Origin of the sequence: Vibrio sp. 10N.222.52.B12, assembly GCF_002875385.1 — a bacterium.
Lineage (GTDB): Bacteria > Pseudomonadota > Gammaproteobacteria > Enterobacterales > Vibrionaceae > Vibrio > Vibrio jasicida.
Map to the genome: position 1 here is coordinate 24358 of NZ_MDAW01000014.1, position 12264 is coordinate 36621.

Sequence of the window (12264 nt, forward strand, 5' to 3'; positions counted from 1 at the left end):
GAAAATCACAGTGAACGTAGAGAAACTGGTACGCATCGACCTCAACTTGTTGGTCTGTTTTAAGGTACTAATCGAGGAGTTGAATGTTACTCGAGCTGCACACCGACTCTGTTTGAGTCAGTCTGCAGTGAGTAAATCTTTGGCCAAGTTACGCACTCAGTTTGATGACCCTTTGTTCACACGAAACTCGCATGGATTGACGCCAACACCACGAGCTTTGTTCCTCAAACCGAAACTGGATCTGTTGATAAATCAACTTGATGTCCTGACTCAACCAGAAGAGTTCTCACCACAGAGCAGTGAATACCGTTTTCAAATTGCTGCGGTGGAGAGTGTCTACCCGTTGATTTTGCCCCACTTCTTGCCAGCAATATTCCAACAAGCACCTGGCGTGACCATCAGCACGCATCCATGGTCTGAACAGACTTTTAAAATGATTCAACGTGGTGAGATTGATTTGGGTATGACGGGGCGAGATATCGACATCAATGATGCCAAGCTGACTATGTTGCCGCCCGATGACATTTGTGAACAGGAAATCTATCGCGACCACCAAATGTGTATCGTGCGTAAAGACCACCCGGCTTTGCGTGGTAACTGGAACTTAGAAGCTTACCTAGCCCTGCGTCATGTACAGGTGCGTTGTGATGGCAACGACCGTTGGTTGCTCGACTATCGTTTAGCCGACATTGGTCGCGAACGTGACATCGCAGTCACCGTACCGGACTTTAATAGCGCCGCCAGTTTGTGTTCTTACACTGATTTTGTGTTTACCGCGCCAAGCCACTTTGTGAAACTGGCCGCCAAACAACACGACATGGCATTACTGCCGCTGCCACTCGAATTCCCGCCAATGGCTTACACTTTGTTCTGGCATCGAGACAGAGAAAATGACCCGGCATTAACTTGGCTACGTACCATGATCACGCAAAAAACCGATCATCTTAGATAAAAATCCCGGACGCGATTTGCGCTCTTACGGTAAAATGAGTAGCTTAACAGTCGATAGTCCTTTTTGGCTCATCTATGGTCTGTTGTACTCCGACTCTATTGAAGTGATTGCGAACCTCAATAGATTCGTAAACTGCATGAAGCAGATGGAAACAGCTCCCACACCTGAGCATGAAGGAGCGGTAATTTGAAGGAATAACACAGATGCACAACGATACCCAAAGCCGCGTGAATGCAATTCGCGAATGGCTAGCACAACATAATATTGACGCCCTACTTATCCCACATGAAGACGAGTACTTGGGCGAATACGTACCAGCGCACAACGAGCGTTTACATTGGCTAACTGGTTTTACCGGTTCTGCTGGTGCTGCGGTAATCACCAAAGACAAAGCCGCAATCTTTGTTGATGGTCGCTACACGGTACAAGTAACCAAGCAGGTTCCTGCTGATCTATTCGAATACCGTCACCTGATTGAAGAGCCCGCGTTAGATTGGATTAAAGACCATCTTACAAATGGCGCGTCTGTGGCAATCGACCCTCGCATGCACAACTCTGCTTGGCTGGACATGGCACAAGCAAAACTTACAGGTGCACTTGAGCTTAAGATTCTCGACAGCAACCCAATTGATGAGCTGTGGCACGACCGCCCTGCTCCTGTAGTTTCTGATGTTCGCCTAATGGCAACAGAATCAGTTGGTCAATCAAGTGAAAGCAAACGCCAAGAAATCGCAGAGCTCTTGAAAAAAGCCGGCGCAGACAGCGCAGTTATCACTGCACTTGATTCTATCTGTTGGCTGCTTAACGTTCGTGGTCTTGATGTATCACGTCTACCAGTTCTGCTTTCTCACGCGATTCTGCACTCAGATTCAAGCGTGGAGTACTTCCTAGATCCTGCTCGCCTACCTGCTGAGTTTGACGCTCATGTTGGTGCGGGAGTAACGGTTCATCACCCAGAAGCATTGCAAGCACGACTAGAAACTCTAACTGGCAAGAATGTACTGGTTGACCCTGCGACAAGTAACGCATGGTTTAAGTTGGTTCTACAAAATGCTGGCGCATCTGTGGTGAATAAAGCTGACCCATGCCTAATGCCAAAAGCAGCGAAGAACGCAGTTGAAATCGCAGGCATGAAAGCATGTCATATCCGTGATGGCGTGGCGATGAGTAAGTTCCTATCTTGGTTAGATGCAGAAGTCGTTGCAGGTAACCTGCATGATGAAGCAACATTGGCTGACAAACTGGAAGCGTTCCGTAGCGAAGACCCGACACTGATGGATCTTAGCTTCGATACTATTTCAGCTGCGGGCGGCAACGCGGCGATGTGTCACTACAACCACGAAAACCAACCTGAACCTGGCAAGCTAGAACTGAACACACTTTACCTAGTGGATTCAGGCGGTCAGTACCTAGATGGTACGACAGACATCACGCGTACAATTGCGATTGGTCAACCTTCACAAGAGATGATTAAACAATTCACTCTTGCGCTAAAAGGTCACATCGGTGTTGCACGTGCACGTTTCCCGAAAGGCTCTCGTGGTTACCAAATCGATACATTAGCTCGTCAGCACCTATGGGCGGAAGGCTACGATTACGACCACGGTACTGGTCACGGTGTTGGTCACTTCCTAAGTGTTCATGAAGGTCCGGCGAGCATTTCGAAGAAGCAAATCGACGTGCCTCTAACAGAAGGCATGGTGCTATCCAACGAGCCAGGTTACTACCGTGCAGATGCGTTTGGTATCCGTATCGAGAACCTAGAGCTTGTTGTTGAAACCCCGACTAACGGTGACTTCCCTGTTCTATCATTTGAGTCGCTAACACGCTGCCCAATCGACAAGCGCAACATCAACGTTGATATGCTAACTCGTCCAGAACTTGCTTGGCTGAATGACTACCATCAGAGAGTATGGGATGAGATCAGCCCGCTAGTTGAAGGTGATGTGAAAGAGTGGCTTCGTCAAGCAACGGCACCTGTAGCACACAGCTAGAAGCTAGAAAAACGTAGAGGGTTGATGTTTTGCATCAACCCTCTTTTCTTTGCCTATGTTTCACGTGAAACATAGCGATGACCAGTGGCTTTATTTGTTGCTTAACCAGAATACGCTGAGTGCCAATCTCGCCATACAGGGTCAAAGCCTTTGGCTCGAATCATATCTTCCACAGAACCCGCACTTCGCTCATCGCTGATCTCAAACTGCTCGAGTTCAACATCATCCATCGCATACCCACCCGGCTGAGTTTTCGATGCAGCAGACATACTGGTGATGCCTAACGGTAATGCATTGTCTCTGAACTTCGGTGATTCACGAGTCGATAATGACAACTCCACTTCAGGATTAAATAAACGATAAGCGCAAATCAACTGCACAAGCTGCTTATCCGTCATGACTGATTTTGGTTGGAGCGCGCCCTCACAAGGACGTAAACGTGGGAAAGAAATTGAGTAACGAGTCTGCCAATACGTGCGCTCTAGGTAATCCAAGTGCGCTGCCACATAAAAACAGTCGGTACGCCACTCTTCCAACCCTATCAAAGCACCAATACCGATCTTATCGATGCCTGCTTTCGCAAGACGATCGGGTGTATCCAATCGGTATTCGAAATCCATCTTATTGCCACGCAAATGGTGCTCGGCGTAAGTCGAAGGATGATACGTTTCTTGATAGACCATCACCGCATCTAAACCCAATGTCTTGAGCTCAGCGTATTCGTCTTGATCAAGTGGCTGTACTTCCATCGCCAAATAGTTAAAGCGCATCTTAATCATCGGCACCATTTCGCGGAAGTATTTCATGCCCACTTTGGTTTCATGTTCGCCAGTCACCAGCAATACGCTATCGAACTTCATGCGTTTAATAGCTTCTACTTCTGCAGCCACTTCGTCCCTATTCAAGGTACGACGCTTGATTCTGTTCTCCATCGAGAAGCCACAATAAGTACAAGCATTAGCGCACAAGTTAGAAAGGTACAATGGAATATAAAGCGACATGGTATTACCAAAACGCTTGCGAGTTGCCGAGTATGACAGCTGTGCCATTTGTTCTAAGTACCCTTCAGCCGCTGGTGAAATTAGCGCTTTAAAGTCTTCCAAATCACGCTTGGGTTTATTCAGTGCTCGCTCGACATCTTGTGCCGTTTTCGCGTAGATCGACATCGAAATGTCATCCCAATTCAGCTGCTTAAATTGTTCAACGAAGCTCATGTTTTCCTCGCTTAATAGCTAAACCAATCTAGGACTAAAGCTCATCTAGGAATGACGTCAGTGGACTGGACGCAACCGCATGAGAAACCTTACCAGCAAGTCCGGCTTCATAAGCCATACGCCCCGACTCTACCACCAACTTAAATGCCCTCGCCATCGCAACGGGATCGCTCGAAGCCGCAATCGCGGTATTAACTAGCACGGCATCCGCGCCCATTTCCATCGCACGCGCGGCATGTGAAGGAGCACCAATACCCGCATCAACAACGACAGGAACATTGGCTTGGTCGATGATGATCTCTAGGAAATCGTGAGAAACTATCCCTTTGTTAGAACCGATCGGCGCACCTAATGGCATGACCGCAGCACAACCTACTTCTTCCAATCGTTTACATAGAACCGGGTCAGCATGACAGTAAGGAAGAACAATGAAGCCTTCACGAACCAGTTGTTCAGCGGCCGCAAGTGTCTCAATGGGATCGGGCATCAAGTACTTTGGGTCTGGGTGAATTTCCAGTTTTAACCAGTTAGTGCCCAGCGCTTCTCGCGCCAGTTGTGCAGCAAATACGGCATCTTTAGCATTCTTTGCACCCGAGGTGTTCGGCAATAAGTTCACCCCCGCTTGTACTAACGGCAGCAAAATATCGTCTTGTTGGTCGTTCACATCCACACGCTTCAGCGCCATGGTCGCAAGCTGAGATCCCGACACTTGAATCGCCTCTGCCATTAATTGGCTGTTGGCAAACTTCCCTGTTCCCGTGAACAGTCTTGATTCGAATTGTTTATCACCAATTTTAAGCATCGACTTTAACCCCCTGCGATCGCTTGAAACAAAGAGATGCTATCTCCCTGTGAAAGAACTGTGCTAGCCCACTCACTGCGCGGCACAACATTGTTATTAATTGCAAAAACACAGCCCATTTCAGGCAGCGCAAATTGACTAATGATTTGCTGTAGATTCGACTTACTGGCGACTTGATGTGACTGGTCATTGATGACAATAGTGATCATACCTAAGTCAGCAGCGGTCATTTGTGTTGCTTGTTGTTCTGATAACGTCATTGCTTCCAACTCTCTTAATTCTGTCCATTACTCGTAAGCTAAATCTGAGCACACACTTGGCACTGTTTGTCTTTGCTTATCGCCATGGTTTGCCATTGCAGTTTCAATCCATCAAACAGGTGTAGCTTGGCAGTCTCGACATGAAACTTTCCCGTCGCCAGTTTTTGAATTGCCGCTATCGCTTGGTAGTTACCAAGTGTGCCCACCACCGGACCGACCACACCGCTGTCACTGCACTTTTGCGTTTGCGGTAATTCGTCGAACGGATACAAACAGCGGTAACAGGCTTTACTCTGCGCTTCTTGTTCACTTGGTGTTTGGTAATCAAAGACAACGAATTGCCCTTGCCAGCCAATTGCCGCCGCTGAGATGAGCGGCGTATTTTGCTCGAAACAAACTTGGTTAATTAGCTGGCGCGTTGGCATGTTATCGGTGCAGTCGAGCACCACATCAGCTAGCATCACCTCAAGCTGCAACTGTGCTTTGTCTAATCGCTTATTGAGAGCACGAATTTGAACCATAGAATTAAGTTCTGTCAGTTGCTTTACAGTCGCTTTTGTTTTCGCAACTTGGAGGTCTTGTTCACGATAAATGATCTGACGTTGTAGATTACTGCTATCAACTTCATCGTCATCAACTACAACTAATTTACCAACGCCCGCTGACGCTAAGTACAAACTCGCTGCGCTCCCCAATCCACCACAACCGATGATCAGAACATGCGATTTACTCAAACGCTCTTGCCCACTTTCAGCAATTTCAGGCAGGGCGACTTGGCGCTGATAGCGAAAGAACTGCTTATCCGTGAGCATGCTCGCCTCTCTTGATATGCGCTAATTTACTATTCTGATCAGTAAACGTTAGCTGTCTTTCCTTCATCAGTTGTGCGAAGAACTCGATGACGGACTGAGGTGATTTTGCCAACGTAATAGCTCGCACAACTGCCAAACTAGAAATACCTGTTCGCCAAACTTGGTCTGCATTAAATTGGTCAATGCCACCAATCGCGACCGTCGGAAAGCCAAGCACATAGTCACTAACTGCTTTGTCTTTTGAAGGACGGAAAGCCAGATCTTTGTTTCCGTAAGGAATGCTATCAATCAGCTTTTGATACAGTGCCAAGCGCACCAAACCTTGTGGTTTCGATGGCATCTGTTTTGTGGTGGTTGGGAAAATATGCCCTAGAGCGATGTAGCTAGGATGAATTTGTACGATACGCAGTAACTCATAATAACCATGAGTAGAAAGGCCAAGACGAATACCCGCTTTAGTTAGCTGAGCTAAATTCGATTCTTCTATGTCTTCTTGTCCTAGGTGAACACCATAAGCGCCATGCTTGATTGCCAACTGCCAATAGTCATTGATGAACACTTGTGCTTGATACTGACGACCTAGCTCAATTGCTCGAATGATCTGTCGTTCTAAATCGGCTTGTTGTGGGTTCTTGATTCGCAGTTGAATAGTGTTGATGCCTAGTGGCAGTAGACGCTCAATCCAAGCAACATCATCAACGACTGGATAGAGCCCTAGACTTTGCTTAGTTAGAGTTGGAAAGCTAACGCTCTCACCTTGTGCAGACCAACCAACTTGAATACCTAGTCGGTTATCCTCCAGTACAGGTGTGGGGAAATCATCAAATTGATCAGCCCACTGAGCAGATCTTCCCTCGTCAAGGTTGTCATTCAACAGTGTTTCACGTGAAACATTCGCTTGTTGAGTTAGCATTCCTCGAGCAAGTGTTAACGCATCTTCGATAGGAAAATCGAGTACTGTCAGCGTTACTATCCAAGCAAGGTGATGTTCGGGATCAAACATTGCGTTGAATTTGGACTTAACGGAAAGCGCTCTCACTTCGTTGCTAATTGGGTGATGCCAGATATCAAGCTGAAGCACTTTCTCCTTTTCATCGGATATCTGCGTATCAGCAATGCCAATATAAATCGCTTTCGACGGTTGCTTAGCACACGCTTCTACCGATAGAGCAGAGCGGTAATAGAGCACAAATGAACTCTCATTCTCAGAGTCATAACCATCAATAAGATCTGTCGTTATGCGTGTGGTCTGTTGGTCGCGAACAAGCTGAATAGATTGAGTTGGGCTCACACCCAACTCAATGTCTTCGATGCTAAAACCCTGTTCTTTCGCCAACAACAAACATTGTTGAACTAAACCTGTTAGCTCAATCAATGATGACGGAATAAGGATTTTGCTCATTAGTCACTTACCTCGGCATGTGCTGCTGGGTGGTATAACTCGGAGCCTGTATTTCTAAATTCTTGCGATTTCTGACGCATCCCCTCAAGAGGATCATCCAGCATTTTGATCGATATAGCTTGGTCCGCAGCAACTTGCTCAGTGTCTTTCGCATACTCTCGTACCTCTTGCGAGATCTTCATCGAGCAGAACTTTGGTCCACACATGGAACAGAAGTGAGCAACTTTTCCAGACTCTTGAGGCAAGGTTTCATCATGGAAAGCGCGTGCGGTATCTGGGTCGAGCGACAAGTTAAATTGGTCTTCCCAGCGGAACTCGAAGCGAGCTTTAGAAAGCGCATTATCACGAACTTGTGCACCAGGGTGTCCCTTCGCCAAATCAGCGGCGTGCGCAGCAAGCTTGTAAGTGATCATGCCTACTTTCACATCTTCTTTGTTTGGTAAGCCAAGATGCTCTTTAGGAGTTACGTAGCAAAGCATTGCACAGCCATACCAACCAATCATGGCAGCGCCGATGCCTGAAGTAATATGGTCGTAACCAGGAGCGACGTCTGTCGTCAGCGGACCAAGCGTGTAGAAAGGAGCTTCATGGCAGTGCTCTAACTGCTCTTCCATGTTCTCTTTGATCATATGCATTGGAACATGACCAGGACCCTCGATAATCACCTGTACGTCGTATTCCCACGCAACCTTGGTCAATTCGCCAAGAGTACGAAGCTCTGCAAATTGCGCTTCGTCGTTAGCATCGGCAACCGAGCCAGGACGCAGGCCATCACCGAGAGATAGTGCGACATCATACTTAGCACAGATTTCACAGATCTCTCGGAAATGGGTGTATAAGAAGCTTTCTTGGTGATGCGCTAAACACCATTTCGCGATGATAGAACCACCACGAGAGACGATGCCAGTAACACGTTTTGCAGTCATTGGTACATAACGAAGTAGTAAACCGGCATGGATAGTGAAATAGTCAACACCCTGCTCTGCTTGCTCGATCAGAGTATCGCGCATCACTTCCCAGTTAAGGTTTTCCGCAACACCATTCACTTTCTCAAGCGCTTGATACATTGGTACGGTACCGATCGGAACCGGACTGTTACGTAGAATCCACTCGCGAGTTTCGTGAATATTGCGTCCAGTAGAGAGATCCATAACGGTATCGCCACCCCAGCGCGTCGCCCACACTAGTTTCTCTACTTCTTCTTCAATCGAAGAAGTGACCGATGAGTTACCGATGTTGGCGTTCACTTTGACCAAAAAGTTACGCCCAATGATCATTGGTTCGGATTCTGGGTGGTTGATATTAGAAGGGATAATCGCGCGACCTTCGGCGACTTCTTTACGCACGAATTCGGCGGTAATGTCTTTTGGAAGATTCGCTCCGAAGCTTTGACCCGGATGTTGTTGATTCAGCACTTCATCGCGGTATTGAGCACGCCCCATATTTTCACGTAGGGCGATGTATTCCATTTCTGGGGTAATAATGCCTTTGCGAGCATAGTGTAACTGAGTCACACACTGCCCACCTTTGGCACGTCGAATATGTGGCAGATTTCCGTAACGAAGATCGTCTAGCGTTTCATCTTCTAGGCGCTCTTTGGTGTATACCGAGCTTACTTCATCGAGTAGTTCAGTATCGGCACGCTCTTCAATCCACCCTTCTCTCAGTTTAGGTAAGCCATTGTAAAGGTCTATGGTGTGATTTGGGTCTGTGTATACACCCGAGGTATCGTAAACGCGTATTGGCTCATTAGGCTCGAAAATAGGCGCTTCTTTTGTGCCTCCAATAAGGCTATCAGCGAGTGATATTTCACGCATTGGCACACGAATATCGGGACGTGAACCCTCTACGTAGACTTTACTTGAATTAGGGTACGGTTGTACCGAGAGTGTATCAATGAACTGTTTTGCTTCCAGTCTCGCTTGCTTGCGACTCGACATAGCATTTTTCCTTGCTTTGTTATGCTTAGATAAAAAGTATTGGGATAAAAATGCTTGGCGGATAGATGCGACAAGAGGAATCGAATTAAGGACAGATTGAGCGAGTGCTCTTCGTCTATAACAACATTCGACTATTTGATAGGTCAACCAGATAGAACTCTGGTGTAGATATCTTCTCTTGTTCCCTTCGCAGATTCTAATCTGATCAGGTTCAACGGATCCCGAATTAACGGTCTCAGCCTTATGGCACTCCGACAAGTGAAATCAGTATATAAAAACGGCTTGGTTAAACCAAGCCGACCTGATTAATATTTGAGTATTTTTGCTAGCTACGCATCAATAATTGGAAACCAATCCACGCAGCTGAAATGCTTAACACGACATTCAGTAGTACGTTCAATCCCATCTTAAAGAAAGCGCCCTGCTGCATAAGCAACACGTTATCCATCGAGAAAGTAGAGAATGTGGTTAATGCGCCCAAAAAGCCAAGACCGATGATTTGACGCCATGGGTCAGTGACCATCAACTCAGTTTCAAACGCAGCAATCAGTAGACCCATAATAAATGAGCCAACCACGTTCACGGTTAAGGTACCGTACGGAAAGCCACGACCGAGTAGCATCACACAAAGTTCAGAAATTAAGTAACGAGAACATGCACCAAATGCACCACCCAATGCAATAAAACCCAAAACGGATAGTTGTCCCATAATTCCCCCAGAAAAGTTAATGGCGACATTGTAATCAAATTTACGGCAATAGTGATTATACAATCTTAGAATTCAGCAAAGTATAGCGCTTAAAACTTATCAAGATTTAAAAAGTTACAGGAGTCACTTTACTTCAATATAACCCATCAACCCCGTCTTCATGTGTTCGATCACATGACAATGGTACATCCAACGTCCTGGGTTATCTGCAACAAATGCCGCTTTCGCACTGCCGTTTTTTCCAAGCAAGACCGTATCAGTATGAAACGGTTCATCGAGTTTTTTACCGTCTAATTCAAGAACAGTAAATGTGTGTCCATGTAAATGAATAGGATGATGATATTGGGTGACATTCTTAAGGTTGAAGATATAGGTTTTTCCCATCTCCAATGTTGAAAGCGGTGCTGGAATACTATCTTTACTCATCCCCTCCCAAGCTCGTTTATTCATCAGCCAGAACTTAGGTATCGCTTTGCCCGATTTATCGGCCGGAGTGACCGCCCCCTCCCATTCAAACACATAATCAATTTGATCAGCATTTTCCAAATCAAGATCTGGCACAGGGTTGAGAGGCAATAAAGGCAGTTTCTGATTACTCGGCAGGTCAGACTCAACAATATCAAACTCACACAAAGGAAATGGGAAACGTCCTTTCATTTGACGCACATAAACACGTTCTCCAGCCTTCGGAGCAATCAATCCGATATCTAACCTCATTCCCGGACCAATTTTGTGCTGAGTGAGCTTATAAGGCGTTTTAACAGGGTTACCATCTTTAGCAATAACCCAAGCCTTTGCGCCTTCTATAGCGATCGGGTAAGTAATGGTGTTATCGACATTAGCAATTCTTAATCGCGTGGTAGCATTCTGCTTCAGCGTATAAACAGGTTCATGCACACCATTGACGCTACTCCACTCTCCGGGAGTCCCCATACGAGCACTCAAGCGCGGCACCATAAGGTTCTTCCACTGACCTTGTTTGTCTAAATGCCAATGCTTGAGGACGACTTCATGCTCTTCATCAAACTGAACAAGCTCTGCCTCTTCAACGACAATTAGCCCGACTAAGCCCATACCAAGCTGCTTCACACTATTCATATGTGGGTGATACTAAAATGTGCCCGCATCTGGCGGTGTAAATTCATAAACGAATGTTTCACCAGGCATGATAGGCGGCTGGCTCAAGAAAGGGACACCATCCATTTCAATAGGGATTCGCAAGCCATGCCAGTGGATTGTAGTCGGCTCTGAAAGCTTGTTAGTAAACCGAATAATAACTTTCTCGCCTTGGCGACAACGAATCGTAGGCGCTGGAATCAAGCCATTAAACGCAAGTACATCCGTGGTAAACCCTGATACTAATTCAGCAGTAGAAGGCTCTGCAGTGATGTCGTATATGTGCTGACCCTGTTTATCAGTACTCCTAGATAGAGAACATGCAGGCAGAACGGTAAGCGCAGAGATCGCTAAGGAAGCATCGACGAGATATATCCATGTATTTAGTCACTCATTATTCCAATTGATGTGAGTGTAACTAAATATTAATAATGATTCTCACTTATCTTTTAAAGATGTGTACTAATGATACTTAGGGTCAGGAATATAAATGAAGTTCCATATTTTATAGGCACTAAAAAGGTAGTAAGCACCTACATACATATAATGAAGAAATAAAAGATGCCGGTTTGAGAAAGAGGGAGTTTAATGATAATAAAGCTAGAGCAAGTAGGAAATTGCAGACTCTAGAAACGACGAAAGCCTTGCTATTTCTAGCAAGGCTCTCTAAATAAGTGGCGGAGAGGCCGGGGTTGCGGGCAACCGGGACTCGTTCCCTGAAAAGGGAAAGTATTTTTGCTTATAAACGACAAAACCCAGTCCGAAGACTGGGTTTCTAAATAAGTGGCGGAGCGGACGGGACTCGAACCCGCGACCCCCGGCGTGACAGGCCGGTATTCTAACCAACTGAACTACCGCTCCGCACTGGTTAGACATTTAAGTCTAAATTTAAAGCCTGGCGATGTCCTACTCTCACATGGGGAAGCCCCACACTACCATCGGCGCTAATTCGTTTCACTTCTGAGTTCGGAATGGAAGTCAGGTGGGTCCAAATCGCTATGGTCGCCAAGCAAATTCTTTAATTCGGAAAGCTGTTTTTAAATTCTATTTATACACATTCAAT

General features: G+C 46.2%; 9 protein-coding genes, 1 tRNA gene, 1 rRNA gene, 1 pseudogene and 1 riboswitch. Of the genes and pseudogenes, 2 read left to right on the top strand and 10 right to left on the bottom strand.

Annotated features, from left to right (window positions below; translation table 11 throughout):
* Positions 1-10 precede the first annotated feature (10 nt).
* Together BCT11_RS00965 and BCT11_RS00970 are read left to right on the top strand one after the other, a co-directional pair.
* Positions 11-952, top strand: a complete 942-nt coding sequence (locus BCT11_RS00965; protein WP_038868610.1) for a LysR substrate-binding domain-containing protein — start codon at positions 11-13, stop codon at positions 950-952.
* Positions 953-1155: 203 nt separating this feature from the next.
* Positions 1156-2946 carry an aminopeptidase P family protein gene (locus BCT11_RS00970; RefSeq protein ID WP_102386869.1) on the top strand — a complete coding sequence of 597 codons (1791 nt, stop codon included), beginning with the start codon at positions 1156-1158 and terminating at the stop codon, positions 2944-2946.
* Positions 2947-3047: 101 nt separating this feature from the next.
* On the opposite strand, the gene thiH is transcribed toward BCT11_RS00970, so the two are convergent.
* From thiH to rrf, 10 genes and pseudogenes are all read right to left on the bottom strand, one after another.
* Complete coding sequence (gene thiH, locus BCT11_RS00975; protein WP_102386870.1) at positions 3048-4160, bottom strand: 2-iminoacetate synthase ThiH; 1113 nt, start codon at positions 4158-4160, stop codon at positions 3048-3050.
* 34 nt (positions 4161-4194) lie between these two features.
* Positions 4195-4962 (bottom strand): thiazole synthase, encoded by a 768-nt coding sequence (locus tag BCT11_RS00980; RefSeq protein WP_102386871.1) that lies wholly within the window; start codon positions 4960-4962, stop codon positions 4195-4197.
* Between the two features lie 5 nt (positions 4963-4967).
* Positions 4968-5222, bottom strand: a complete 255-nt coding sequence (thiS, locus tag BCT11_RS00985) for a sulfur carrier protein ThiS (RefSeq protein WP_102386872.1) — start codon at positions 5220-5222, stop codon at positions 4968-4970.
* A gap of 38 nt (positions 5223-5260) precedes the next feature.
* Positions 5261-6034 carry a HesA/MoeB/ThiF family protein gene (locus tag BCT11_RS00990; protein WP_102386873.1) on the bottom strand — a complete coding sequence of 258 codons (774 nt, stop codon included), beginning with the start codon at positions 6032-6034 and terminating at the stop codon, positions 5261-5263.
* A complete protein-coding gene (locus tag BCT11_RS00995; RefSeq protein ID WP_102386874.1) occupies positions 6021-7436 on the bottom strand; it encodes a thiamine phosphate synthase in 1416 nt (471 codons plus the stop codon). Before BCT11_RS00995 ends, BCT11_RS00990 begins: the two co-directional genes overlap by 14 nt.
* A complete protein-coding gene (thiC, locus tag BCT11_RS01000) occupies positions 7436-9376 on the bottom strand; it encodes a phosphomethylpyrimidine synthase ThiC (RefSeq protein WP_102386875.1) in 1941 nt (646 codons plus the stop codon). The genes BCT11_RS00995 and thiC overlap by 1 nt, the downstream gene beginning before the upstream one ends.
* A 165-nt stretch (positions 9377-9541) precedes the next feature.
* A riboswitch (TPP riboswitch) is annotated at positions 9542-9640 on the bottom strand.
* Between the two features lie 61 nt (positions 9641-9701).
* Positions 9702-10085 carry a fluoride efflux transporter CrcB gene (gene crcB / locus BCT11_RS01005; RefSeq protein ID WP_005430379.1) on the bottom strand — a complete coding sequence of 128 codons (384 nt, stop codon included), beginning with the start codon at positions 10083-10085 and terminating at the stop codon, positions 9702-9704.
* A 123-nt stretch (positions 10086-10208) separates the two neighbouring features.
* Positions 10209-11580, bottom strand: a pseudogene (locus tag BCT11_RS01010) (multicopper oxidase family protein).
* A 405-nt stretch (positions 11581-11985) separates the two neighbouring features.
* Positions 11986-12062 (bottom strand) — tRNA-Asp (locus BCT11_RS01015).
* 32 nt (positions 12063-12094) lie between these two features.
* A 5S ribosomal RNA gene (rrf, locus tag BCT11_RS01020) occupies positions 12095-12211 on the bottom strand.
* Positions 12212-12264 lie beyond the last annotated feature (53 nt).

Excerpts from the sequence above, each read along its gene's own strand:
- BCT11_RS00970 (WP_102386869.1), top strand. The coding sequence starts at position 1,156 with ATGCACAACGATACCCAAAGCCGCGTGAATGCAATTCGCGAATGGCTA.
- thiH (WP_102386870.1), bottom strand. The coding sequence starts at position 4,160 with ATGAGCTTCGTTGAACAATTTAAGCAGCTGAATTGGGATGACATTTCG.
- BCT11_RS00980 (WP_102386871.1), bottom strand. The coding sequence starts at position 4,962 with ATGCTTAAAATTGGTGATAAACAATTCGAATCAAGACTGTTCACGGGA.
- thiS (WP_102386872.1), bottom strand. The coding sequence starts at position 5,222 with ATGACGTTATCAGAACAACAAGCAACACAAATGACCGCTGCTGACTTA.
- BCT11_RS00990 (WP_102386873.1), bottom strand. The coding sequence starts at position 6,034 with ATGCTCACGGATAAGCAGTTCTTTCGCTATCAGCGCCAAGTCGCCCTG.
- BCT11_RS00995 (WP_102386874.1), bottom strand. The coding sequence starts at position 7,436 with ATGAGCAAAATCCTTATTCCGTCATCATTGATTGAGCTAACAGGTTTA.
- thiC (WP_102386875.1), bottom strand. The coding sequence starts at position 9,376 with ATGTCGAGTCGCAAGCAAGCGAGACTGGAAGCAAAACAGTTCATTGAT.
- crcB (WP_005430379.1), bottom strand. The coding sequence starts at position 10,085 with ATGGGACAACTATCCGTTTTGGGTTTTATTGCATTGGGTGGTGCATTT.